The 23,059-nt window shown below is 75.0% G+C and carries 25 protein-coding genes and 1 tRNA gene; 9 read left to right on the plus strand and 17 right to left on the minus strand.

The genetic code is table 11. The features are described 5' to 3' along the window. Positions 1–330: 330 nt before the first annotated feature. The 8 genes from ACRYR8_RS15485 to ACRYR8_RS15520 all read right to left on the minus strand — a co-directional run bounded on the left by ACRYR8_RS15485 (position 331) and on the right by ACRYR8_RS15520 (position 6,520). A complete protein-coding gene (locus ACRYR8_RS15485) occupies positions 331–678 on the minus strand; it encodes a plastocyanin/azurin family copper-binding protein (RefSeq protein WP_432485298.1) in 348 nt (115 codons plus the stop codon). A gap of 11 nt (positions 679–689) precedes the next feature. Continuing rightward, positions 690–2,315, minus strand: a complete 1,626-nt coding sequence (locus ACRYR8_RS15490; RefSeq protein ID WP_432485300.1) for a multicopper oxidase family protein — start codon at positions 2,313–2,315, stop codon at positions 690–692. Then, positions 2,312–3,595, minus strand: coding sequence for a hypothetical protein (locus ACRYR8_RS15495; protein WP_432485332.1), 1,284 nt, complete (start codon positions 3,593–3,595; stop codon positions 2,312–2,314). Before ACRYR8_RS15495 ends, ACRYR8_RS15490 begins: the two co-directional genes overlap by 4 nt. A gap of 106 nt (positions 3,596–3,701) precedes the next feature. Continuing rightward, the gene (locus ACRYR8_RS15500) at positions 3,702–4,289 is read right to left on the minus strand and encodes a hypothetical protein (protein ID WP_432485302.1); all 588 of its coding nucleotides are present in this window, start codon (positions 4,287–4,289) and stop codon (positions 3,702–3,704) included. A 24-nt stretch (positions 4,290–4,313) separates the two neighbouring features. Then, the gene (locus tag ACRYR8_RS15505) at positions 4,314–4,523 is read right to left on the minus strand and encodes a hypothetical protein (protein WP_432485304.1); all 210 of its coding nucleotides are present in this window, start codon (positions 4,521–4,523) and stop codon (positions 4,314–4,316) included. Then, entirely contained in the window at positions 4,520–5,203 is a 684-nt protein-coding gene (locus ACRYR8_RS15510; protein WP_432485306.1) for a methylamine dehydrogenase light chain, read from the minus strand. The genes ACRYR8_RS15505 and ACRYR8_RS15510 overlap by 4 nt, the downstream gene beginning before the upstream one ends. Before the next feature lie 56 nt (positions 5,204–5,259). Next, positions 5,260–5,868 (minus strand): redoxin domain-containing protein, encoded by a 609-nt coding sequence (locus ACRYR8_RS15515; RefSeq protein WP_432485308.1) that lies wholly within the window; start codon positions 5,866–5,868, stop codon positions 5,260–5,262. Positions 5,869–5,929: 61 nt separating this feature from the next. Then, positions 5,930–6,520, minus strand: coding sequence for a MauE/DoxX family redox-associated membrane protein (locus tag ACRYR8_RS15520; protein WP_432485310.1), 591 nt, complete (start codon positions 6,518–6,520; stop codon positions 5,930–5,932). A gap of 121 nt (positions 6,521–6,641) precedes the next feature. Here ACRYR8_RS15520 and ACRYR8_RS15525 point away from each other — a divergent pair, with 121 nt between their 5' ends. Beyond that, the gene (locus ACRYR8_RS15525; RefSeq protein WP_432485311.1) at positions 6,642–7,286 is read left to right on the plus strand and encodes a TetR/AcrR family transcriptional regulator; all 645 of its coding nucleotides are present in this window, start codon (positions 6,642–6,644) and stop codon (positions 7,284–7,286) included. On the opposite strand, the gene ACRYR8_RS15530 is transcribed toward ACRYR8_RS15525, so the two are convergent. Both ACRYR8_RS15530 and ACRYR8_RS15535 read right to left on the minus strand, forming a co-directional pair. Beyond that, on the minus strand, positions 7,243–9,015 hold the full coding sequence (locus ACRYR8_RS15530) for an ABC transporter ATP-binding protein (RefSeq protein WP_432485312.1): 1,773 nt from the start codon (positions 9,013–9,015) through the stop codon (positions 7,243–7,245). The genes ACRYR8_RS15525 and ACRYR8_RS15530 overlap by 44 nt on opposite strands. Further along, entirely contained in the window at positions 9,012–10,091 is a 1,080-nt protein-coding gene (locus tag ACRYR8_RS15535; RefSeq protein WP_432485313.1) for a DUF1611 domain-containing protein, read from the minus strand. The genes ACRYR8_RS15530 and ACRYR8_RS15535 overlap by 4 nt, the downstream gene beginning before the upstream one ends. Before the next feature lie 195 nt (positions 10,092–10,286). On the opposite strand from ACRYR8_RS15535, the gene ACRYR8_RS15540 reads away from it, so the two are divergent. Continuing rightward, entirely contained in the window at positions 10,287–10,640 is a 354-nt protein-coding gene (locus tag ACRYR8_RS15540; protein ID WP_432485314.1) for a VOC family protein, read from the plus strand. Between the two features lie 13 nt (positions 10,641–10,653). On the opposite strand, the gene ACRYR8_RS15545 is transcribed toward ACRYR8_RS15540, so the two are convergent. Beyond that, entirely contained in the window at positions 10,654–11,127 is a 474-nt protein-coding gene (locus ACRYR8_RS15545; protein ID WP_432485315.1) for a GNAT family N-acetyltransferase, read from the minus strand. Between the two features lie 65 nt (positions 11,128–11,192). Here ACRYR8_RS15545 and ACRYR8_RS15550 point away from each other — a divergent pair, with 65 nt between their 5' ends. Then, positions 11,193–11,777: a TetR/AcrR family transcriptional regulator gene (locus ACRYR8_RS15550; RefSeq protein ID WP_432485316.1), complete on the plus strand. Its 585-nt coding sequence runs from the start codon at positions 11,193–11,195 to the stop codon at positions 11,775–11,777. An 87-nt stretch (positions 11,778–11,864) separates the two neighbouring features. Then, positions 11,865–12,092 carry a hypothetical protein gene (locus ACRYR8_RS15555; protein ID WP_432485317.1) on the plus strand — a complete coding sequence of 76 codons (228 nt, stop codon included), beginning with the start codon at positions 11,865–11,867 and terminating at the stop codon, positions 12,090–12,092. A 73-nt stretch (positions 12,093–12,165) separates the two neighbouring features. On the opposite strand, the gene ACRYR8_RS15560 is transcribed toward ACRYR8_RS15555, so the two are convergent. Then, positions 12,166–12,903: an LmeA family phospholipid-binding protein gene (locus ACRYR8_RS15560; RefSeq protein ID WP_432485318.1), complete on the minus strand. Its 738-nt coding sequence runs from the start codon at positions 12,901–12,903 to the stop codon at positions 12,166–12,168. A gap of 78 nt (positions 12,904–12,981) precedes the next feature. Here ACRYR8_RS15560 and ACRYR8_RS15565 point away from each other — a divergent pair, with 78 nt between their 5' ends. Both ACRYR8_RS15565 and ACRYR8_RS15570 read left to right on the plus strand, forming a co-directional pair. Further along, positions 12,982–13,527, plus strand: coding sequence for a 2'-5' RNA ligase family protein (locus ACRYR8_RS15565; RefSeq protein ID WP_432485320.1), 546 nt, complete (start codon positions 12,982–12,984; stop codon positions 13,525–13,527). A gap of 70 nt (positions 13,528–13,597) precedes the next feature. After that, positions 13,598–14,593: a helix-turn-helix transcriptional regulator gene (locus tag ACRYR8_RS15570; RefSeq protein WP_432485321.1), complete on the plus strand. Its 996-nt coding sequence runs from the start codon at positions 13,598–13,600 to the stop codon at positions 14,591–14,593. Positions 14,594–14,612: 19 nt separating this feature from the next. On the opposite strand, the gene ACRYR8_RS15575 is transcribed toward ACRYR8_RS15570, so the two are convergent. Beyond that, on the minus strand, positions 14,613–15,110 hold the full coding sequence (locus ACRYR8_RS15575; protein WP_432485322.1) for a hypothetical protein: 498 nt from the start codon (positions 15,108–15,110) through the stop codon (positions 14,613–14,615). 343 nt (positions 15,111–15,453) lie between these two features. On the opposite strand from ACRYR8_RS15575, the gene ACRYR8_RS15580 reads away from it, so the two are divergent. Next, complete coding sequence (locus tag ACRYR8_RS15580; RefSeq protein WP_432485323.1) at positions 15,454–16,092, plus strand: DinB family protein; 639 nt, start codon at positions 15,454–15,456, stop codon at positions 16,090–16,092. A gap of 82 nt (positions 16,093–16,174) precedes the next feature. Beyond that, on the plus strand, positions 16,175–16,630 hold the full coding sequence (trxA, locus tag ACRYR8_RS15585) for a thioredoxin (protein WP_432485324.1): 456 nt from the start codon (positions 16,175–16,177) through the stop codon (positions 16,628–16,630). A 109-nt stretch (positions 16,631–16,739) separates the two neighbouring features. On the opposite strand, the gene ACRYR8_RS15590 is transcribed toward trxA, so the two are convergent. Together ACRYR8_RS15590 and uxaC are read right to left on the minus strand one after the other, a co-directional pair. Beyond that, complete coding sequence (locus ACRYR8_RS15590) at positions 16,740–18,083, minus strand: APC family permease (RefSeq protein ID WP_432485325.1); 1,344 nt, start codon at positions 18,081–18,083, stop codon at positions 16,740–16,742. 63 nt (positions 18,084–18,146) lie between these two features. Continuing rightward, on the minus strand, positions 18,147–19,556 hold the full coding sequence (uxaC, locus tag ACRYR8_RS15595; protein ID WP_432485326.1) for a glucuronate isomerase: 1,410 nt from the start codon (positions 19,554–19,556) through the stop codon (positions 18,147–18,149). A gap of 110 nt (positions 19,557–19,666) precedes the next feature. On the opposite strand from uxaC, the gene ACRYR8_RS15600 reads away from it, so the two are divergent. Continuing rightward, positions 19,667–19,739, plus strand: a tRNA-Lys gene (locus ACRYR8_RS15600). A gap of 109 nt (positions 19,740–19,848) precedes the next feature. Here the strand turns inward: ACRYR8_RS15600 and ACRYR8_RS15605 are convergent. Next, positions 19,849–21,066 (minus strand): tyrosine-type recombinase/integrase, encoded by a 1,218-nt coding sequence (locus ACRYR8_RS15605; protein ID WP_432485327.1) that lies wholly within the window; start codon positions 21,064–21,066, stop codon positions 19,849–19,851. Continuing rightward, a complete protein-coding gene (locus tag ACRYR8_RS15610) occupies positions 21,066–21,695 on the minus strand; it encodes a hypothetical protein (protein WP_432485328.1) in 630 nt (209 codons plus the stop codon). Before ACRYR8_RS15610 ends, ACRYR8_RS15605 begins: the two co-directional genes overlap by 1 nt. Between the last annotated feature and the right edge of the window lie 1,364 nt (positions 21,696–23,059).

Here is a 23,059-nt window from a genome sequence, read left to right on the forward strand (position 1 = left end):
CCCGCACCTGGTGCAGGATCCCCCCGTCGTCGAAGACCCACTCGACCGCGTCGCCGCGGCGGACCTCGACCTCGGCGGGGTCGAAGGCGATGTTCCGCACCACGACGCTGACCGCCGGCGGGGGGGGCGGCGGCCGCGGCGGCCCCCCCCCCCCCCCCCCCCCCCCCCCCCCCCCCCCCCCCCCCCCCCACCCCCCCCCCCCCCCCCCCCCCCCCCCCCCCCCCCCCCCCCCCCCCCCCCCCCCCCCCCCCCCCGCGCTGCCCCGCCCGCAGGACGCGGCGGCGGCCGCACCCGGGGCCGTCAGCAGCGCTCCCAGCAGCGCCCGGCGCCTCACCCCTCGACGGTGACCGTGCCGGTCATGTCCGGGTGGGGGGTGCAGTGGTAACCGAACTCCCCCGCCTCGGTGAACGTGTACGTGTACGTGCCGCTGGTCAGCAGTTCGCTCCCCAGGCCGGGCAGGTCGTCGCCCACGACGTCGTGCGGCATGCCGCCGTCGTCGAAGACCCACTCGACGGTCTGGCCCTCCTGCACGGTGATCTCCGCGGGCGTGAACCGCATGTCCTTCACCTCCACGCGCACCACCGGCTGGCCGTCGCCGTCGGCCGCGGCGTCGCTGCCGCCGCAGGCGGTCAGGGACGCGGCCAGCAGGAGGGCGGGGAGGAGGACGGGCTTCTTCACGTGGGGACCTCTCATCGGACGTAGCGCATGTTGGCCGTCATGCCGGCCTCGAAGTGGTAGACGTTGTGGCAGTGGAACATCCACTCGCCGGGGTTGTCGGCGTCGAAGTCGATGCTCATCGACTGCCCCGGCAGCACGAGGGCGGTGTCCTTGCGCAGCCCGCCGTACCCGGGGATCGCGAAGGTGTGCCCGTGGGTGTGCATCGGGTGCCACATGGACGTGGTGTTGTTCATGGTGATGCGGATGCGCTCGCCCTCGCGCATGACGAGGTTCCCGGCGTCGGCTCCCGCCATCCCCCAGGCGTAGCGGCCCTCGACCTCGATGAGGTCGATCGAGTAGGAGCGGTCTGGTTCGCGCTGCTCCAGCCTGGACCGGGCGGCGGGCCGCATCTCGCTCTCCAGGACCAGCCGGCCGGACAGTTCCGGCAGGTCCGGGGCCGTGGCGAGGGAACCGGCGGAGCCGGTGGCGTCCCGGGTGCGCAGGACGGCCGCGGCGTGCCCGCTGCGGCCCTCGACCACCGCCACGACGGGCCAGGCGCCCGAGCGCGCCGTGACGAGCACGTCGTAGCGCTGCGCCGACCCGATGACGAGGGCGTCGGTGACCACGGGTTCCACGTCGAAGCCGTCCGCCGCGATCACGGTCATCTCGTGCCCGGCCACCGCGACGCGGTAGGCGGTCTCGGCGGCGGCGTTGACCAGGCGCAGGCGCACGCGGGCACCCGGTGCGGCCTCCAGGACGGCGGGGTCCTCGGGGGGACGGCCGTTGACCAGGTGCAGCGGGTAGGTGATGTGCCCCGTCATGCCGCCGAGCGCGTCGGAACTGCCGTGGTCGCCCGCGACGAGACCGGCGGCGGTCGCGGCCTCGCTCGCCGAGGGGGTGGCCGGTGCGGCGGCGCCGTGACCGGCGTGGGCGCCGTGCCCGCCGTGCCCGCCCGTGAGGGCGGGGTTCAGCGCCTGCAGGACGGCGTCCGGGGTGGTCCCCAGCCCGTCCACCCAGTCGTCGAGGACGACGACGAACTCCTCGTCGGCGCCGGAGGAGTCCTCGGGGTCCTCCACGACCAGCGGGCCGAGCATCGCCCGGTCGGACTGCATCCCGGAGTGCGAGTGGTACCAGTAGGTCCCCGGGTCGGGCACGATGAAGTCGTACGTGAACTCCGCACCGGGGGCGATCGCCTCCTGGGTCGCGGGCGCGGCGCCGTCCATGTCGTTGCGGCAGGCGATGCCGTGCCAGTGCACCGTGGTGCTCTCGGCGAGCTCGTTGCGCACGACGGCCCGCAACCGGTCGCCGCGCCCGACGCGGATCTGCGGGGCGGCCAGGCCGTCGCCGTACACCCACGTGTCCACGGCGCGCCCGGCGAGGTCCACGGTCGTCGCGCGTGCGACGAGGCCGACGTCGACGGTGCGCCCGGAGGCGCTGCGGCGGGCCTCGGCGGCGGCGACCTCGGGGTCGGTCGCGGCCACGTGGTCCAGGGCGGGTGCGCTGGGGCCGGGATCGGCCCGTCCCTCGCTGCCGCAGCCGGCGAGCGCCGCCCCGGCGCCGGCCGCCCCGCCGAGCACGAGGCCCCGGCGGCCCACGAGGGGTCCTGCGGGCAGCAGCGGGGAGCGCCGCCGCCGCTGCCACCGGGCGGCTGCCCTCATCCGCGGGCCTCGGGCGCGAGCAGGCCGGACACGTCGTCGACGTTGCCGGTGATCTCGACCGAGCTCTTCTCGGTGCCGGTGGCGGCGTCGAACCCCTTGAGCAGGGTCGGCGCCTCCCCGTCGACCTCGGGGCCCTCCCCCAGCACGTAGAGGGTGGTGCCGGCCGTGTCGAACGCGAAGGAGTCCAGGGAGCTCATCCCCAGGGACTCCAGCGTCAGGGTCGCCACGGGGGCCAGGCCGGCCGCGTCGCGCAGCTGCACCTGGACGACGTCGCCGCCGCGGGCGGAGTGCGGGTGGACGGCGCTGTCGGTGTAGGCGACGGCGATGCGCGTGGCGTCCGCGTTCACGGCCGTGTCCGCGAAGCGGCCGGAGTCGATGCCGACGTTGCCCAGGGGCGTCTGGGGCCGCTCGGGCAGGCCCTGGGAGAAGTCGAACAGGTAGGCGTCGCCGTTCGCGCCCACCAGCAGCCCGGCGTCCACGGCCCCGGCGGTGCTGGCCTCGCGGTTGCTGACGAAGTCGTCGGGCAGGACCTCGGCGCGGCCGGCCTCGACGGGCACGCCGTCCTCGCCGATGGTGATGCGCACGAGTTCCCTCGAACCCTCGCAGACGGAGTAGACGTCGTGGCCGACCACCCACGTGAAGGGGCCGCACCCGACGAGCGGGAGCATCCCGCTCTGCTCACCCGCCTCCAGGTCCACGACGCGCAGGCCGTACATGCCGTCGTCCCAGGTCACGAAGTACTCGCGGTCGGCCGTGACGGCGTGCGAACCGTCGCGGGAGTGCACCCGCGCGGTGTCGGGCAGCTCGATCTCCTGCGGGTCCAGGAGGTCCCCGGAGTAGCGCGAGACGACGAAGTTGGCCTGCCCGCGGTTCCCGCGGGGTCGCCACACCTCCGCGGCCAGCACCGCGGGCTCGTCGGAGGACTCGGTGACGAAGGCGTGCACGACCGGGTCCCAGATCCCGGGGCCGGTGGCGATGCGCGACTCCACGACGCCGGTGGCCGGGTCGACCACGTCCCACACGTACTCCAGGCCGCCGGCGCCGCTCTCCCGGGTGACCATGCGGTCGGCGGGGACCGGGGGGATCTCGCTCACGTGCAGCGGTTCGGGGATCGTGTCGCCGATCTCCTGGTCGTTCGCGCCGAGGGAGATCCCCTCGCCCGGCGTGGTGTACGGCGGCGGGCTGAACGTCGGTTCGCCGGCGGCCGGTGCGGCCGCCGCGGCGGATCCGGCCGGTTCGTCGTCGCCGGTGCAGCCGGTCGCCAGGACCACCGCCACCATGGGTGCGGCCAGCGCCGCGGCGCGTGCTCTGCTGAGCTTCACGTGGGGGACACCTTTCGTCGGTCGAGGGGCCGCGGCCGGCGGTTGACCGCCCGCCGGCCGCGGTTCACAGCACCGCTGCCGCTGCGGCGCCGGCCAGCAGCGCCAGGGCCGCCCCGCCCAGCAGGCGGGCGGGGTTGTCCAGCAGCAGCGTGCGCCCCAGGTGCCGGTCGAGTTCTCCGCGGCGGGCGCTGGGGAGCGCCGCCCAGGAGGAGACCGTGCGGCCCAGGGCCATCAGGGCCCAGCCCAGGGCTCCCCACCAGGGGGAACCGGCGAGCAGGACGGCGAGGGTGAGCAGGTAGAAGGCGGTGGTGCGGATGAAGATGAGGTACCCCGGGCCGATGAGGGCACCGAACCCGAGGGCGACCAGGCGCGGCTGGTACTTGCGCCGCCACCCCGCCGGGACCTGCCGGGAGCGCTGCGGGTGCGGCAGGGTGACCAGGCGCATCTCGTGCAGCGCGTACGCGGCGGCGACCGCGGCCCAGCCGAGGAAGCCCCACGACGTCGGGACGCGCGCGCCGAGGTCCTGCAGGGCCCCGCCGAGCGCACCGACCGCGGCTCCCGTGGGGATCGCCGTGAGCAGCAGTCCCAGCGTGTACCAGAGGATCCGTCGTGCGGGTGTCGAGCGCCCGCGGACCGCGGGCTTGGGCGCCACCGTGGTGGCGACCAGCGAGTAGCCTCAAGGCGACCAGCTGGCCCCGATCCCGGAGAGCAGCGCGGCGGGCAGCACGAGCAGTCCCCACGAGGGGTGCGGGTCCACCAGCGCCGCCAGCACCAGCCCCGCCGCCAGCGCCGACGCCCACGCGCCGAGCCGGGCCCGGCGGCCGTACGCCGCCGCGACGGGGGGTTTCGAGAACGTCTGCGCCGGGCGCGTGCCGGAGGGGCTCACGCCCCGGCACCGACCTTGGGGCGGGCCGCCGGCCGGGGGGTGCAGTCCTCACCGATGATCGGCGCCATGGTGCAGGTGTAGGACTGCGACTCGTCGGAGACGCACCAGATGATCTCCTGGTCGTAGCTGCCGGAGACCGGGTTGTACATCACGGCCTGCGCGTCGGGCTCACCGCAGTAGTTCGTCGAGCACGAGGAGGCGCCGCAGCAGTCGTAGTAGGCGATGAGGTACGTCTTGCCGGTGGTGGGTTCGGTGCAGCACCCCACCCAGAACTCCGCTCCCGGCTTGCTGCCGGGGGCGCAGGTGGTCACCCCGCCGCCCGTGCACGAGGAGCACGGGCGGCCGTCCATGTTGCACCAGCGCCAGTACTCGCACTCGGCGGGGTTGCTGCCGTCGTAGACGGGCAGCAGGGGCTCGGCGCCCGGTGCGGCCGGGGCACCCGGTGCCGCCTGCGCGGACCGGGTGACGGGCAGCGCACCGATCATCGCCACGCCCGTCAGGCCCATCGTCCAGGCACCCAGCTTGCTCAGGGCCGAGCGGCGCGAGACGCGCTCGGACAGCCGCCGGGCCACCCGGCTGGTGCGGGTCCCGCCCTGGCCCGCCAGCCAGTCCGCCTGTTCCTGCACGGTCCTCTCGTCGACGGCGAACTTCTTCTCGTGGGTCTCGTCGGGGTCTCGCACGGTTCTCCTCTCATCGGTCCTGCCGCTGGTCCCGCGGGGTCGCGGGGCCGTCGAACTCAGCCGGCGAGCTCCACCCGGGCGTTGCGGTGCAGGTGCTGCACGGAGGGGGTGCCGGTCTCCAGGGCGTTGAGCAGGCTCTCCACCTGCTGCAGGTGGTTGCACAGGCCCTTGGCCCGGATGACGCCGTGCTCGTCGAGGACGACGCCGTAGGGGGTGGTGCCCACCTGGTAGGCGACGCCCACGTCGCGGGCGTCGACGTAGCTGAGCTCGTCGGAGATCCTGCCGGCGGCGAGGAACGCGGCGTGCTCCTCGGGCGTCCCGTCGGAGACCATGACGACCTCCAGGTCGCGCTCGGCCCGCGCCAGGGCGCGGATGCCGGGCAGGATGCTCTTGCAGGTCGAGCAGTTGGGCCCGGTGAACATCAGCAGCTGCGGCTTGCCGCGGTGACCGCCGACGCTGACGGTGCGGCCGAGGTGGTCGGTCAGCCCGCTGAACGCCGGGCCGGTCTCCTCGACCTTCGGGCCGGAGTCCATCATCCGGGCGCCGAGCGGCCCCAGGCGCACCTGCACCCGGCCGACCTCGCGGGCCAGCGCGAGCACCATCAGCAGCAGCCCGGTCACCGCCAGGGTCAGCACGCCGGTCATCACGAGCAGGAACGTGGTCATCGGGGTCTTCCTCGTCTCGTCGCGCCCGCCGAGCGGGCCGGGGAGTGGGCTTTCGGGGACCTCAGCGGGCGGTGCGGGCCAGGGCGGCGCGGTAGCGCACCGACGCGTCGGCCAGGTGGGTGTCCGCGCGGGTGGGCCCGCGGTCCACGACACGGGCGACACGGGCGACCACCAGCGCCAGCAGCACGACGACCGCCGCCAGGCACGCGCCCTGGAACCTCTCGGCCACCGCGGGGGTGGTGGGGGCGGCCAGGACCAGTGCCGCGGAGGCCGCCCCGAGGCCGGCGGCGCGCAGGGCGTGCCACGGGCCGATGCGGGCCAGCTCACCGGCGGGTGGTTCCGTGAACCCGAAGCAGCCGCAGTCGATGTCACGCCGCCCGCGGGCGAGGTTCACGACCAGCCCGGCGGTGAACGCCGCGAACAGGGCGGTGGCGGCCGCGGCGGCCACCGGGGTGGCGACGCCGGTGACGAGCGCGGCTCCGGCGAGCACCTCGGCGACGGGCACGACGCGCGCCACGGGACGGGCGAGGGGGTCCGGCAGGACGCGGAAACCCCGAACGACGCGCGAGAAGGCCCGCGGCGCGAGGAGTTTCGGGGTTCCCGCGAGGATCAGCACCAACCCCACGAAGGCGCTCACAGCGCTCCAGGCCACGACTGCCCTCCTCTTCTTGAGCGATCGCTCAGCACGCGGAACTCTCGCGGCCCGGGGTTTCCCGGCAGTGTCCCTCGTGTAAGGCCTGTGTTAACGCCCAGAGCCGTCGTAGGATCCGGGGGTGCCCCGAGCGGTGGACCGGCAGCAGCGCCGCGACGAGTTCGTCGGCGCTTTCCTGTCGATCGTCGCCGACGGCGGTCTCGAGGCGGCGACCTCCCGCGCGGTGGCCGCGCGCGGGGGTGTTTCGGTCGGGGCGCTGTGGCACTACTTCGGCACCTTCGACGAACTCCTCGCCGAGGCGTCCCGCCAGGTCAGCCACCGGGCCGGGCGCCGCCGCGACGCGCGGATGGCGGGGAAGCGCGGGCTGAGCGCCCTGCAGGTGCTGCTGGAGGAGTTCTTCCCCCTCGACAGGACCACGCAGGACGAGGCGAGGGTCCTCATCGCGTTCTGGGGGCGCGTCGCCCACCACGAGCACCTGCGCGACGTCTACGAGGCGGACTCCGACGAGTGGTTCGGCTGCGTGCGCAGGTGCCTGCGCGAAGCCGTCGAGGACGGCGAGCTCGCGGGATCCGCACCCGTGGAGGAGCTCACCGCCGTGGTGTGGCACCTCGGCGTCGCCGGCCAGACGGACTCCGTCGTCTTCCACCCGCACGCGGACCCCGCCCAGCGCCTGCGGGTCGTGTGGACCGTCCTGGCCCCCCACCGCTCCTGCGCAGGAGCGCTCACCGGTGCCGACCGTGCGCGCACCCCGCGTCCCACGCGGTGACGCGGGCGGCGCCGAGCGAGCGCGCGGTGGGCCCGTCGCGCGTCAGGAGCTCGGCGGGCCGTCCCGTCTCGGCGACGCGGCCGTCGACGAGGCACCACACCTCGTCGGCGCGCTCGGCGAGCTCACGCCGGTGGGTGACGACGAGGGCCGTGCCGCGGTGGTCGGCCAGGACGCGGTCCACCACGTCTGCGGCGGTGGCGTCCAGGTGGGCGTCGGCCTCGTCGAGCACCAGCAGCGCCGGGCGCCCGAGCGCGGCGCGCGCCAGGACGACGCGGGCGCGCTGCCCCGCGGACAGCCGCGAGCCGCCCTCCCCGACGTCGCCGTCCCAGCCGCCGGGGAGTTCCGCCGCGAGCGCATCGAGGTCGCACAGCTGCGCCACGCGCGCCAGTTCCGCGGCGTCGCAGCGCGGTTGCCGGTAGGTGACGTTGCGGCGCAGGCTGCCGCGCAGGGGGGGCAGGTCGGCGGTCGCGGTGCCGACGGCGCGGCGCACGGACCCCGGGGAGCGGCCGCGCAGGTCCTGGCCGTCGACGAGGACGCGGCCGGTGTCGGGGTCGGCGAGGCGGGCGAGCAGCGCCACGAGGGTGGACTTGCCGGCGCCGTTCGGGCCGACGACGGCCACGCACCGCCCGGGGGCGGCGCGCAGCGTCACCTCGTGCAGGGCACCGTGCACGCCGACGCCCTCCAGCCGCACCTCCCCCGCGCTCACGCGCAGGTCGGGGGCGTGCGCGGTGGTGGGCAGGACCGGGACGGCCAGGAACCGCAGGGCGGCCTCCCGCGCGACCCGGGCGCCGGTGGCCAGCTCGGCGACCCGCCCCAGGTCGCGCAGGTGCCCGGCGAGCAGCCCCGCGACGGTCGTGGCGGCCACGACGCTGCCGGGGGTGGTGGCGCCCGCGCGCACCGCCAGGGCCCCGGCACCCACCGCTGCCACGGCGGCCAGGGCGGCGGTGGCCTCGGCGGTGCCGCGCGCCGCGCCGACCGTCGCGGCGCGGTCGGTGGCGGCGGCTGCGGCGCGCTCGCCCAGCCGGCGCACGCGCCGCTCCTCGCGCTGCTCCTGCCCCGCGGCCTGCACGACGGCGACGCGCCCGAGCCGCTCGGCGACCTCCCCGGTGAGCTTGGCGCGACGGTCCCGGGCGGTGCGGGTGGCCGCCGTGAGCCGCGGGTTCAACGCCCACGTGGCGACGGCTCCGGCGAGCACCACGCCGCCGACGGCGCCGCCGAGCCGGGGGTCCAGGACGCACAGCGCCGCGGTGCACAGCACCGTGACGCAGCCCCCGACCAGCAGACGCGCCAGGCCCAGGCTGACCCAGGTGCGCAGCGCCGACAGGTCGCCGACGAACCGCATCAGCACCCCGCCGCGGCCCAGGCGGCCCAGCTCGCGGGCGGGCACCCGCACGAGGTGGGCGAAGAGGGCCTCGCGCACGTGCAGGGCGTAGTCCTGGCCGAGCCGCTCGGCGGTGACGCGCTCGGCAGCGCGCAGCACCCCCGTGGCCGCCACGCACAGCAGCAGGCCGCCCGCGAGGACCACCACGGCGACGGGCCGCACGGGGGTGCCTGCCCGGTCCACGAGGACGTCGAACGCGCGGCGCACCAGCAGGGCGGTGGACACCGCGCACACCGCCTGCCCCGCGCCGACGGCGAGGAGCTGGGCGAACAGCCGGCGGCGGGGACCGGCGACGACGGGGGGCAGGGCGGGGGCGGGGCCGCCGCGCGGCCCGGGGCGGGTGCTCACGCCGGCACCGGGACGGCCGTGAGCGCCCGGGGGCCCAGGTGCGGGGCCAGGCGGCCGGCGGTGGCGAGCGCCCGGTCGGGGTCGGCCAGGTGGGCGAGGTCCCACACCGGCGTGCCGGTGGCGGCGCGCGCTTCCCGCGCGGCCAGCGGGCTGGCGGTCAGCAGGCCGGACACGGCCAGGGGGGCCAGGCCGTGCCGGCGCATCCACTGCACACCGGCGCTCGCGCCGAGGGCGTCGCCGGCGGCGAACACGGTGGCGTCCACCCGGTCCCGGAACAGCGGGTCGGTGACGAGCCGGGCGGTCTCGTCCTGGAACACGCCGTCGGCGACCTCGAGGACCCCGACGTCGCAGCCTGCGAGTGCGTCGGTGACCTCGCCGAAGACGCGCAGGACCTTGGCGTGCCCGGCGCGGTAGGTGCTGGGCAGGCCGGCGGTGGTGAAGTCCGCGACGGTCCAGGCACCTGAATCGGTGAACAGCCACAGGTCGCCGCCTGCGCCGGTACCGGTGGCCTTCGCAGCGCCGACGCGGAACCCGGCTGCGGTCAGGCCGCGCACGAGGGCCGCGGCGGTGGTGGTCTTGCCCGAGTTCATGGACGTGCCGACGACGGCCACGAGCGGGGGGCGCGGGCCGGTGGGGGGCGGCGGGGACGGGCGGTGGTCGCGCAGGTTCACCACCCGCCCGCCGGCGTCGGTGAGCAGCCCGACGGGCTCGAGGCGGGTGGCCGCCTGCACGGCGCTGTGCGCGTGCTCCACGCGGGCGGCGATCCCGCCGGCGGCGACGAGGTGGCAGGGGCCGAGGTCGGCGGGGACGGCGGCCTCGAACTGGTCGGGGGCGTACCGGTGGCCGTAGGCGACGACCACCTCGTCGCCGGGGAACAGCAGGCGCCGGCGGCCGTGCGGGCTCTCCAGCCGCTTGTGGTGACCGAGCTCGGCGACCCGCGCCAGGACGACGTCCCCGGCCGCGGGAACGACACCCGGGTCGACCGCGGCAGCGGTGGCGAGGTCGACGTGGCGGGTGGTGAAGGAGCGCTTGGCGCGCAGCAGGCGCCGGGTGAGGGGTGCGGCGTGGACGGTCACGGGTTCCTCCTGTGGACGGGGCCGGCGGTCCGCCGGACGCCCACCACGCTGGCCGGGCTGCGTGAGAGGCGGGTGAGTCCACCGTGAGGGGATCCCCACGTGCAGGTGGGCGGGGGTTCACCCCCGCTCCAGGAACGCGTCACCCCACCGCCCGGTCCGCCGCGTCGTGTCGGCGCCCGTGGCTACGGTGCGCGCATGACCACGACGATCGCCTCCGTGTTCCTGCCCGTCCACGACACCGCCGCCGCGGCGGGCTGGTACCGCGACCGCTTCGAGCTGGAGGTGGTGCAGGCCGGCGGGCACGCCGCGGTGCTGCGCGACCCCGACGGCCGGGTGCTGACGCTGCTGGGCCCGGCCAGCGGGATCAGCGCCCGGCCGGGGCTGCCGTGGGCGCCGGTGAGCTTCCGGGTGCAGGACCTGTCGGGTTTCCGGGAGCGTTGCGCCGCGGCGGGTTCGCCCTGCTCGGAGGTGGAGGGGGACGAGGCGTCGTGCTTCTTCACGACGCTGCGGGACCCGGACGGCAACACGCTGCTCGTGGTGGACCGCTGACCCCCCGGCCCGCTCACGACCGCGCGGCCACCAGGTCGCACGCGTAGCAGACGGAGAGGGGTTCACCGGCGTAGGGGCCGTAGTTCTCGATGCGCACGTACCCCTCGCGCTCGTAGAACCGCACGGCCTCCGGTTGAGCGGTCCCCGTCTCCAGCACCAGCCGCGTCACCCCCAGCCGCCCGGCTGCACGTTCCAGCTCGCGCAGCACGGCGGTGGCGACACCGCTGCCGCGCAGCGCGGGGCGCACGTACATGCGCTTGAGTTCCGCGGTGCCCGGCCCCAGCGGCCGCAACCCGCCGCACGCGACGGCGAGGCCGTGCTCGTCGCGGGCGACGAGGAACACGGCCACGTCGGCGGCGGTGGGGGCCGCGCCGGGCTCGTGGTCGTCGGAGCCGTACCGGGCGTCCAGCTCGGCGCGCTGGGCGGCGCGCAGCGCAGCGCCGTCGGGCGCGTCCCAGTCCTCCGCGGCGATCCGCCACCTTCCCACCGGTTCCTCCCACCCTCGATCCGTAACGTCCGTTACGGTAACAGGTGTTCCGCTACGGTGGCCCGGTGCCGAGGAGACGCGATGTGGACGGGCAGCGGGAACGGCTGTCGGCGGCCACCTGGGCCGTGCTCGCGGAGCAGGGCCTGGGCGGGCTGACGCTGCGCGCGGTCGCCGAGCGCGCCGGCTGCACCACGGGCCTGCTCATGCACACCTTCGCCGACAAGCGCGCCCTGCTGCTGCACGCGCGCACGCTGCTGCACGAGCGCGCCGCCCGCAGGGCCGACGCGGCCGAGTCGGCCGCCCCGGACCCCGCCGGCCGGCTGCGCGCCGTGCTGCTCCGGGCCGCCTGCCTGACGCCCGCCGACCGCGAGGACGCGCGGGTGTGGGTGGCGTTCCTGGCCGCGGCGGCCTCCGACGCCGAACTGGCCCGGGCGCACCGGGAGAACAACCGGGTGTTCGTCCGGCGGGTGGAACGCCTGCTGGGCGAGGCGCACCCGGAGCTGCCGCGCGTCCAGCGCGCGGCCCGCGCCCGCGGCCTGGTCGCCCTCGTGGAGGGGCTGAACGCCCTGGCCGCGGCCGACCCCGCCACCTACCCGGCGCGCGCGCAGACCACCGCGATCGAGGAGGCGGTGCGTGCCGCGACGTCCTGAGCGCTCCGGGTGCGCCGATGCGGCGGCGGCGGCAGGCTGGGTGCGACGGCGTCCACGGACGGTGGTCCACCAGGCAGGAGGCAGCACGTGCAGATCCCCAAGGAAATGGTCCTCCAGCTCATCCGGGAGAAGTTCAACGACGACGGCAAGGCGCAGGAGGCCGACTCCCAGCTGCCGGGCCAGGTCGACACGGAGAAGGACTCGGGTCTGCTGAGCGGGTTCGGCATCGACCCGTCCGAGCTGATCGCGAAGTTCACCGGTGGCAGCGGGGGCGGTGGTGGCCTGGGCGGCCTCGCCGGCAAGATCGGCCTCTAGCACCGGCAACCACCCGAGCCGCGGCACCCCGGGACGCACGGCGCCCCGGGGTGCCGTCGCGCGGGCGGCGGGTTCAGCCCAGCTGCGTGGACGTGGCGAGCACCGTCCCGCGCACCAGCACGCCCGTGTCGGTCACCTCCAGCGAGCCCACCTCCACCTCACCGGGGACGTCGTCCAGCGGCACCGTCCAGCCGTCGAGGACGTCCACCCCCGCGGTGCCCAGCAGCTGCCGGGCCCGCGAGAGCGGGACCTCCCGCCCGGCGGCCTCCGCCGACACCGGCACCAGTCGCACCGCGTCCCCGGCCAGCCGTGGCTCCACGGTCAGAGCCAGCTCCACGCGCAGCCCCAGCACCCGCACCGTCGTGGCGGCCCGCACGTCCTCGCCGTCGCGGGACAGCGCCACGTCCAGCGACCCGGCGTCCACCTGCGTGGCCAGGTCCCCGAAACCCACCGCGGCGCTGAACGTGCCCGCCGCCACGTCGACGTCGCCGCTGCCGCTCGCCAGGACGCGCAGCGGCGCGTGCACGGCGGGCAGGTGCACGCGCACGTCGTCGAGGGTCAGTGCACCGGAGGGGACCTCGTCGGCGGCGACGGTCACGTCCTCGTAGCGGCCCCGCAGCGCCTGCCACAGGAACGAGCCGCCGGCCAGGTCGACCTGCGGCGGCCGAGGCAGCGCCAGGCGTTCCTGCACCTCGCGCTCGGCGCGGGCGGTGGCCCAGTCGCGGGCGGCCAGGTCGGCCGCGACGAGGACGACCGCGAGCGCCAGGAGCGTCACGAGCGCGCGGACGAGGGTGTTCCGGGACCGCGCCACCCCCCCACTGTGCCTCAGGCTCCCGGCGGCGCACGCGCCCGCCCCGGCGGGCCCGCTCCCGCGGCCTACCCTGCCCGCGTGGCCGGAGCACCCCGCGAGCGCACCCTGGCGGTGTGCGCCGCGTTCGGCGCGGACCTGGACCGGGCGCTGGAGGAGGTGCGCGGGGGCCTGCGCGCCGCCGGTGTGCGCGTCCCGGCGGAGCCCCGGCACCGCCCGCACCTGACCCTGCTGGGCTCCCCCTGCCCGCGGGAAGGTACGGCACCGTTCACCGCGGCGGTGGCATCGGCCGCGGCGCGGCTGCCCGCGGTGGAGGTGGTGCTGGACCGGGCCGGCACCTTCGGGCGCGGCGCGGTGCTGTGGGCGGGGTGCGGCGAGGCCGGTCCCCTGAGCGACTGGCACGCCACCGCGAGCGCCGCCCTGGCGTCGGCGGGGCTGGTGAACGCGTTCCCCGCGGCCGGGCCGGGGCGGTGGGTGCCGCACTGCACGCTGGCGCGGCGCGTGCGGCCGGTCCCGGCGGTGGCGGCGCTGCGCGAACTGCTCCCGGTGGCGGGGCGGGTGGAGGCGCTGGCGGTCGTGGAGGTCGGCGGCGCCGGCGACCTGGCGCTGTCCCCGCTGCGCGGCTGAGCAGCCCGCCGCGGGCGCACGGGCCCGCACGGGGTACCGACTGCGCGCGGGGTGAGGCCATGCTGGGCCGGTGCGCGCGGCCCGGCTGCTGACGATGGCGATGCTCCTGCAGACGCGGCCGCTGGTGACGGCCCGGGAGCTGGCCGAGCGCCTCGAGGTGTCCGAGCGCACCGTGCAGCGCGACGTCGCCGAACTGGTCGCGGCGGGGGTGCCGGTGGTGTCGGTGCGCGGTGTCGCCGGCGGGTACCGCATCGCCGACGGCTACCGGCACCGCACGAGCGGGCTGTCGGCCGCGGAGGCCGAGGCGGTCACGTTCCTGGGCCTGGGCGGCGTCGCGCAGGACCTGGGGTTCGCCGACGTGGTGGGCGGGGCGCAGCTGAAGCTGCTGGCCGGCACCACCCCGGAGGGTCGCGAGCGCGCGCAGCGGGTGTCCTCACGCTTCCACCTGGACACCGACCGGTGGTTCGGCACGGCCGAGCCGGCGCCGGCGCTGGTGGCGCTGGCGCGGGCGGTGTGGGACGACCGCCGGGTGCGGGTGCGCCACCACCGACGCACCGGGGAGACCACCGAACGCGTCCTGGACCCGCTGGGTCTGGTGCTGAAGGGCGAGTGGTACCTGCTGGCGCAGCGGGAGGGGGAACTGCGCACCTACCGGGTGTCGCGGCTGGACGCGGTGCGGGTGCTGGACGAACCGGTGCGGCGGCCGGCGGGTTTCGACCTGGACCGGGCCTGGCGCGAGCACCTGGCGCGGGCCGAGGCGGCGCGCGAGGCGCTGGAGGTGACGGTGCGGGCGCACCCGCGGGCGCTGCCCGGCCTGCGGCGGGTCGCGTCGGCGTCGGCGCAGCCGCACCTGCCGGTGGTGGCGGACGGCCTGCCGCTCGACGCGGCGGGCCGGGTGGAGCTGCTGGTGGCCTTCGACGCGCGCGAGTGGGCGCTGACGACGCTGCTGGGTTTCGGTCCCGACGTGGAGGTCCTCGCGCCCGCGGACGTGCGGGAGGCCGTCGCCGCGAGAGCGCGGGCGACGGCCTGCCTGTACGAGCAGGGCCCCTCACCGCTGCTGCGGTGAGGGGCCCTGGCGGCGTGGCTCAGCTGCGGGCGGCGCGGTCCATCCCGGGGCGGACGTCGACGGTGTCGTCGTCACCCTCGACCTCCTTGGCGAGCAGACCGGAGCCGATCGCCCAGATCGCCGCACCGAGGATGCCGACGTAGACGCCGATCTCCGGGGTGAGGGCGTCACCGCGCTCCAGCCCACCCATGGGGTGCACGGCGAAGGCGATGCACTGCAGGGTCGTGGCCAGCGCCACGGCCATGGAGGCCAGGGTCAGGCCGCGGTGCTGACCGCGGCGGGCGCGCTTGTGGGCGTACGCCAGCGCCAGCAGGAAGCCGATGCCGAGGTAGGCGGTGAAGGGCACGAGGGAGTCGGTCTCGTAGCCGACGCGCCCCTGGGCGGTGCCGTCGAACTGCACCCAGTCCAGGAACGGGGAGATGTTGAGGACGACGACGCCGAGGGCGGCGACACCGAGGCCCTTGCCGCTGGCGCGGCGGGTGTCGCGGGCGAGGTCGTTCGGTCCGGTCGTTGCCATGTGGTCTCCCGTGGTTCGTCGTGCGGGGCCCTCGTCTGCTGACGGGGGTCTTTCGTCGGTGGGGAGCGGGTTCCCGCGGCGCGGTGGGCGCCGTGGGCCGTCAGCCCGGTGTTTCGACTGCGGCGGTGCGCGGCGAGTGAGCCGCCCGGCGCGGCACCTGCTCGACCGCGGGCGGGAACGCTCGCTCCGGGAACAGTCGATCACCGCACGGGCGGGTCGGCAACTCAGGATCCGGCCGGTGCGTCGGCGGGACCCGTCCCGAAGCCCGACACGTCCTGACGCCTTTCGTCCCTAGCGTGGCGATCACCGCACTGCGGAGCACCCCATCGACGAGGAGGACACCGTGACCGGGACGACCACCCCCCAGACCACCACCGCCCCCGCGGGCACCGACGAGCGCACCGTCTTCGTGCTGGCGGACGAGGCGCTGCTGGCCGTGGTCCGGCAGGTCCGCGAGGACCAGTGGGACCTGCGCACCCGCGGCGTCGTGACCACGAGCGACCCCGGCAGCGACCCGACGCTGCGTGAACTGGTGGGCTACCACGCCTACGACGACGCGTGGGTGCCGGCGATGCTCGCCGGGCGCACGATGGCCGAGGTCGGCGAGGACGCCCACCGCGGCGACCTGCTGGGCGCCGACCCGGTCGCCGCGTTCGAGCGGATCGCGCAGGACGCGATCGCCGCCGCGCGCGCCCTGGACGACCTGGACCGCACCGTGCACTGCTCCTTCGGCGACTACAGCGCCCGCGACTACCTGTGGCAGGTGATCTCCTTCCGCGCGCTGCGGGCGGTGGAGATCGCGCGGCTGATCGGCGTGGACGACCGGCTGGAGCCGGCGCTGGTGGACCCGCTGCTGTCGTACCTGCGGGTCCACGCCGAGGAGTGGCGCGCGTGGGGCGTCTTCGGCCCCGCGCTGCCCGCACCGCAGGACGCGAGCGCGCAGGAGGAGCTGCTGGCCCTCACGGGCCGCCGGCCCCGCTGAACCGGGCCGCCGGCCACGCCGGGCCGGTCCCGTCGAGGAGGTGCCGGGAAGCCTCCCGGCGTCGCCGTGGTTGGGTGCAGGCATGAGCACTCAGGCGCTGACCCTGGAGACGCACGACGAGACCGTCAAGGACGGCATCGTCCTGATCGACTTCTGGGCGGAGTGGTGCGGCCCGTGCCGCCAGTTCGGGCCGGTGTTCGAGCGCGCGTCGGAGAAGCACACCGACATCGCGTTCACGAAGGTGGACACGGAGGACCAGCAGCAGCTGGCCGCCCGGTACGGCATCACGTCGATCCCGACGCTCGTGGCGTACCGCGACGGCATCCCCGTGTTCGGCCAGCCGGGTGCGCTGCCGGAAGCCGCCCTGGAGCAGCTCATCGACCAGGTCCGCGCGCTGGACATGGACGCGGTGAAGCAGCAGTACGCCCAGGCGATGGAGCAGCAGCGCGCTCAGCAGCAGCAGCAGGCGTCCCGCGCGGCGCAGGAGCAGCGCACCGGCACCGGTGTGCGCGCCGGCACCGACCCCGCCGCCTTCTGAGCCCACCGCTCCGCGACACGACGACGGCCCCGCCCCTCTGCTCGAGGGGCGGGGCCGTCGTCGTCCCGGTGTCCCGGTGTCCCGGTGTCCCGGTGGGCGGGTGGGCGGGTCAGCGGCCGGCGCGCGCCCGCTGCTCGGCGGGCACGGCACGGCGGGCCACCGCGTACAGCAGCGCGCCGACGGCGAGGAGGATCGCGGCGCGCAGCCACACGCCGGCCTCCTGCTGGGTCAGCAGCGCCACGCAGGCGACGACGCCGAGCACCGGCAGGACGGTGGGGGCGCGGTAGTGCCGGTGACCGACGCGGTCGCGGCGCAGGACCAGCACGGCGACGTTCGTGCTGATGAACACGAACAGCAGCAGCAGCACGACGGTCGCGGCGAGGTCGGCGAGGTCGCCGGTGAGGATCAGCGCCATCGACACCAGGGTGGTCACGACGATCGCCACCCACGGGGTGCGGCGGTTCGGCAGGACGCGGCCCAGCACGCGCGGCAGCAGCCCCTCCTCGGCCATGCCGTAGGTTAGTCGGCTGCACATGATCGCGGTCAGCAGTGCGCCGTTGGCGACGGCGATGAGCGCGATCAGCGAGTACAGCCACCCGGGCAGGCCGACGTCGGCGACCCGCACGACCTCCAGCAGCGGCCCCGAGGACGAGGCGATCCGGTCCGGCGCCACCGCGGTGGAGACCGCCAGGCCGACGAGCACGTACACGACGCCGGCGACGGCCAGGCCGCCGAACAGGGCGCGCGGGTAGGTGCGCGAGGGGTCCACGGCCTCCTCGGCGACGTTCGCGGAGGTCTCGAAACCGACGAAGGAGTAGAAGGCCAGCACGGAGGCGGCGAGGATCCCGGCGACGGCCGACCGACCGGGCGCGAACTCCAGGGTGCGGGCGGGGTCGCCGTCACCGCGGCCCAGCACCACCGCGGCGAGGGCCACGATCAGCAGCAGGCCGCCGACCTCGATCACCGTCATGGCGACGTTGGCGCGCAGCGAGTCCTTGATCCCGCGCATGTTGAGCAGCGCCACGAGGGCCAAGAAGACCAGCGCGGCCGGCAGGGCCGGCACGTCCACGAGCGCGCCGAGGTAGTCGCCGGAGAACGCGATCGCCAGCCCGGCGACGCTGGTGACACCCGCGGCGAGCATGGAGAAGCCGACGAGGAAGGAGACGACCGGCCGCCGGAAGGCGCGCTGCGCGAACACCGCCGCTCCCCCGGCCTTCGGGTACTTGGTGACCAGCTCCGCGTAGGAGGCGGCCGTCAGCGTCGCCAGGACCAGGGCCACGGTGAACGGCACCCAGATCGCGCCGCCGACCTCCCCGGCCAGCACGCCGACGAGGGCGTAGATGCCGGCGCCGAGGACGTCGCCGAGGATGAAGAGGAACAGCAGCTTGCCGCTGATCGCGCGTCTGAGGCCCGTGACCTGGACCTCCGGGGTGGTCCCCGCCTGTGTGCTCACCCCGAATCCCTACCCCACGGCTGCCGGCGCGGCACCTCGGCGCGAGCTCCGCGCGCGGGCCGCTCACAGCTTGAAGGCCTCCCGGGGCCGGGCGACGACCAGGTCCACGGCCGTCTCCGCGGCCTCGTCCAGGGTGAGGCGGTGCTGGGCGACCAGTTCGGCGAGGTAGCCGCACTCGACCCGGCGGTTGGTGTCGTGCCGCGCGGGGATGGACAGGAAGGCGCGCGTGTCGTCGATGAAGCCGGAGGTCCGCGCGAAGCCGGCCGTCTCGGTGACCGCCCGGCGGTAGCGGGTGATCGCGTCGGGGGCGTCGATGAACCACCAGGGGGCGCCCACGTACACGGACGGGTAGAACCCGGCCAGCGGCGCCAGCTCCCGCGAGCACGTCGTCTCGTCGATCGTGAAGAGGACGAGCTGGAAGCCGGGCGAGGTGCCGAACGCGTCGAGCACGGGCCGCAGGGCGCGGGTGAACTCGACGGTCGTGGGGATGTCCGCGCCGACGTCCGTGCCGTACCGCTGCGCGGTGGCGGCGTGGTGGTCGCGGCACACTCCCGGGTGCAGCGTCATGACCATGCCGTCGTCGGCGGCCATGCGCGCCTGCTCGAACAGCAGGTGCCGGCGCAGCGCGTCGGCCTCGGCAGGGGTGGTCCGCCCCGCGCGGGCGGCGGCGTAGAGCCGCTCCGCCTCGCGCGCCTCCAGCGGTTCGGCGCGGGCGTCGGCGTGCGCGTGGTCGCTGGAGACGGCGCCGTGGGCGCGGAAGAAGGCGCGGCGCTCGACCATGGCCGCCACCCAGCCGGCCGGGGTGCCGGTGTCCACGCCGGCGCAGGCGCCCAGCGCCTCGACGCGCTCGCCCCAGCCCGGCCGGCCCGCCTCGAGGTACGCGTCGGGCCGGAAGGTGGGGACCACGCGCCCGCCCCACTGCGGGTCGTCCAGCAGCGCCCGGTGGTGGCGCAGGTCGTCGCACGGGTCGTCGGTGGTGGCCAGCACGTCGATGCCGAAGCGCTGGAAGAGGGCCCGCGGGCGGAACTGCGGGGTGCGCAGCCGCTCGGCGATCGCGTCGTACACGTCGTCCGCGGTCCGGGCGGAGGGGACGACGTCGACGCCGAAGACCTCGACGAGCTGCGCCTCCAGCCACGTCTTGACCGCAGTGCCGCGGAAGACCGGCCAGTGCGCGCACAGCAGCCGGAACGCCCCGCGCCGCTGCTGCGGCGTCGGGTCCGCCACCCCCACCCCCAGGTCGGCGAGGCTCACGCCCTGCGCGTGCAGGAGGCGGGTGACGTAGTGGTCGGGTGTCAGGAGCAGCGACGTGGGGTCCTCGAACGCGGCGTCCTCGGCCAGCCACCGCGCCGGCACGTGCCCGTGCGGGGAGGTGATCGGCAGGTCCCGGACCTGCTGGTACAGCTCGCGCGCGATGCCGCGCGTCGTGGGGTCGGCCGGCAGCAGGCGGTCCGGGTGCAGGGTGAGCGCGGTCACGCGGTCATCCTGGGCGGGGCGCCTACGGGTGGCAAGCGTTTACCGGGGGTGCCGACCGTGCGCCACCGTGCGGGTGGGGCGGCTAGGCTGCCCGGTGCGGGCGACCGCGAGGGCCTCTAGCTCAACTGGCAGAGCAGCGGACTTTTAATCCGCGGGTTCAGGGTTCGAGCCCCTGGGGGCCCACACCCTTGAGCTTCTGACCTGCGAAGACGCTATGCGGCAGTGCCGCTCAGTCGAGCCCGAATGGACCCACCCCCCTCTTACCCCCCTCTTTGCTTGTCGCTGCGGCCCCCTACAGCGCGGTTGCGGCGTGCTCGGTGATCGTGCGCCGGGACATGTAGACGTCTTGGGTCATGCTCGGGCGGGCGTGCCCGAGCTGGTTGGCCGTCTCCCTGCCCGAGGCCCCGGCGGCGTCGAGCCAGGTGGCGACGGTCTTGCGGAAGGTGTGCGAGGTGGCCCACTGCATCCCGGCGTCGTCCAGTAGGGCGCGGACATGCTTGCTGGTGTTGGACGGGTCGCGCAGCTTCGCCAGCGGCGAGGGGAACACCACGTCCCACTCGTTCGGATAGGCGCCCACCTGGCGGTCCAGCAGCCGGGCCGTCAGCCACTCGGACAGGCGGACGACGCGGGCAGCCGCCTTGGTCTTGCCCACCTCTTGAATGACTGGGCCCTTCCCCTTGGGAGCGACCACCGTGGGCCCGAGCTGAGCGGTTCCCTCGGCCAAGTTCAGCGCCGACCAACGCACCGCGCACGCCTCACCGATGCGGGCCCCGGTTCCGGCGAGGAAGGCCAGCAGGTCCCCGAGGTCACGACTGACCGCTCGCGGCTGCGAATCGGCCAGTGCGAGCACGGCGTCCCGTTCCTCACGGGTGAACGCTCGCTGTCCGTCCCTCACGCTCTCGCGCCGGTCGCGTGCGGGAGCGACCACCTTGCCCAGCGAGCGCACGGGGTTGTGAGCGATGGCGTCGTGCTTGACCGCCAAGTCCAACAGTGCCCGCAGCACAGAGCGGCACATCTTCGCCGCTGAGGGTCCACTCTCGCTGGACACCCTGCGCAGGAACCGCTCGACGGTACTCACCTTCACCTCACGTATGGCGAGGTTCGCCAGCGGGCTCGGGGTGTCGCGCCCGATGATGTGCAGTGCGAGCGCGTTGAGGTACACCTTCCGGGTGTTGGCCGACAGCCTTCCGTCGGCGTCGATCTCAGCCCGCCACACCTCGGCGGCGTCCTTGACCAGCGTGTCTCCACCGATCGCGGCGTCAGCGGCAGCGGGGGTTACCCGCTCCCTGAGTGCCGATTCAAGCTCACGTCTGGCACCGGCCCTGGTGGTGCCGTAGCGCTCGACGTCCCTGACCACACCGTCGAGGTCGCGCACCTTGCCCCGAGCGCGCCAGCGATCGACCTTGCGCACCCCCTCGCCAGCACTGCGAAAGCGACCGTCAGCCCCGCGCACCTGGCCGGTGACCGAGACGCTCCCCCACTCCCCCAGCGCCATCCGCGGTCGAGCCATTACACATCCTCCGTCTCGTCGTCCGTCGGGTCGTTGCCGAACAGCAGTTGCTCGGCTTGCTCTGTAAGCCGCCCACCCGACTCGCCTCGCTTGACTGGCGTCAGCAGACCCCGCCTTCTGGCCTCGGTGATGCGATTCGTCCACGTACCAGGAGTGCTGCCGTACTGGTTCGCAAGAGACACCGCGGGGGCCCGGTCGCCGTCCTCTACTCGCAGCACGTACTCAAGCGCGAGGCGTGCGTAGTCAAGGTCGCTACGGGCGGGCCCGCCTCTGCCGTCCCGCAGGAAGGTCGAGAGCTGGACCTCAGACGGGCGCGCCAGTCGTGGCGACTTGCCCGTCCGGCGCTTACTGACACCGCCTCGCGCCGCTGCTGATGCGAGCGACCGCGCTCGCGCGAGTAGCTGGCCGATTGGAAGCGCCCGGATGCTGCTGCCCGTCAGCGACTCGACGCCCTCAGGCTGCACGGTGAAGGTCTGCGCCAACCACTCACCACTGGCCCCCTCGCGGCTCAGGTGGAAAGCGACCCTGTACGAGGCGTGCCGCAAGGCAACGTAGTAGCCAGACGCGCCATCTGTCTCGACGGCCTCGGCGCTGCGCATGGCCGCCATCACCCTCTCAAGCGTCGTCATGCCCTGACCCTATCGGTAGTCCGTATGGACCACAATAGTGCGGGTCCATTGTAACAACCATGTAACGACTGCTCCCGAGCGGTAACGAAGTCCATCGACCCCCTGTTAGTGTCAGTGCATACGGACAACCACGGACTCCAGGAGGTTCACATGACAGCAGCCGGGACTACGAACGTTCTGCTCACGACACGGGATCTCGCGGCGCGCTGGCGCTGCGGTGTGCAGTGGCTCGCCAACGAGCGCTCTGCTGGTCGAGGGGTGCCCTACGTCAAGCTGGGCAGGGCCGTCCGCTACCGACTTGCGGACGTCGAGCAGTGCGAAGCCGACGCGACCGTTGCGACGGTGGCCGCTTGAGCCCCCGCCACGACGATGCTCCCGAGACGCCGCAGCAGGCGGTCGCGTGGCAGCGTCGTTGCCGTCAGTACGAGCGAGCCCTCATTTGCACCCGCTGCGCGGCTCAACTTGCATGGGGGCACCAGCTCGGATTCGCCAGGGTGGAGCACTCACCGTGCACGGCGTGCGCTCCCATCGTCGCCACCTTCCCCGGCGCCACCTCGGGGCCTTGGCGGACCCTGCCCCGATCGTCCACAGGAGCCCCGTCAATGTGGCCGCCAGCCGAGAGGGGCACTCGGGTAGCCCCAACTTCTGACAGCCACATTGACGGCCCACACAGGGCCAGCCAGGGGAGGCTCAGCCCGCGGGGCGACCTGGAAACCGTGGCAATGTCTCCGGCCGGTGAGGTCGCTTGAGCGCTCAGGCTGTGGGCAAGGTCGGTTTCGCTCCAGGCGTTCCATTCGTCATGGCCAACCAAGACGAGATGCTGCGCCTTGCTCGGTCGGAGGAAGTCACCCCGTTGGTCACGCGGGTGTTCTTCGCCGCGATGGGGCGAGCGAGCCAGAACGGACACGCTCACTTCCGCAGGGGCGAGCTGGCCGACGTGCTGGGCTCGGTCGATACGACGACCGGCGAGGTGCGTCGCCAAGGGGGCTCACTTGTCACTAGGGCCATTCGGCTTGCCGAGCGCCGGGGGTACCTGACCGAGGGCTCAACCACAACGTGCCTGCTGCTGCCGTCCACGAAGTTCCGAGGGGGAGGGCGCACAGCCCAGCGGTGTGAGGTCCTCAGGTGAACCCTTGACCGTGAGGGTCAAGGAACAGGCCGAACCTTCACTGTGAGAGTCAACCACCTTGACCGTGAGGGCCAAGAAACGGGGGCATCACCGCAGGTCAGGAGCCCGCCCTTCTTGAGTCTTCTCATAGGTGAAGCGCCACACGCGGCAGCCAGTCAGCGAGGAAAGCCCAGCACACACCTCGCCAGCTATGCCGCTCAGCGGCAGGCGGCAAGAGCAGGCACGGGGCCGAAGG

Source organism: Kineococcus esterisolvens (genome assembly GCF_050871405.1).
In the GTDB taxonomy this organism is placed as follows: Bacteria; Actinomycetota; Actinomycetes; order Actinomycetales; family Kineococcaceae; genus Kineococcus.

Bases quoted from the DNA above. Each gene is read 5' to 3' on its own strand.
- ACRYR8_RS15490 (WP_432485300.1), bottom strand. From the start codon at position 2,315: ATGAGGGCAGCCGCCCGGTGGCAGCGGCGGCGGCGCTCCCCGCTGCTG.
- ACRYR8_RS15495 (WP_432485332.1), bottom strand. From the start codon at position 3,595: ATGGTGGCGGTGGTCCTGGCGACCGGCTGCACCGGCGACGACGAACCG.
- ACRYR8_RS15515 (WP_432485308.1), bottom strand. From the start codon at position 5,868: ATGACCACGTTCCTGCTCGTGATGACCGGCGTGCTGACCCTGGCGGTG.
- ACRYR8_RS15540 (WP_432485314.1), top strand. From the start codon at position 10,287: ATGACCACGACGATCGCCTCCGTGTTCCTGCCCGTCCACGACACCGCC.
- ACRYR8_RS15575 (WP_432485322.1), bottom strand. From the start codon at position 15,110: ATGGCAACGACCGGACCGAACGACCTCGCCCGCGACACCCGCCGCGCC.
- trxA (WP_432485324.1), top strand. From the start codon at position 16,175: ATGAGCACTCAGGCGCTGACCCTGGAGACGCACGACGAGACCGTCAAG.
- ACRYR8_RS15605 (WP_432485327.1), bottom strand. From the start codon at position 21,066: ATGGCTCGACCGCGGATGGCGCTGGGGGAGTGGGGGAGCGTCTCGGTC.
- ACRYR8_RS15610 (WP_432485328.1), bottom strand. From the start codon at position 21,695: ATGACGACGCTTGAGAGGGTGATGGCGGCCATGCGCAGCGCCGAGGCC.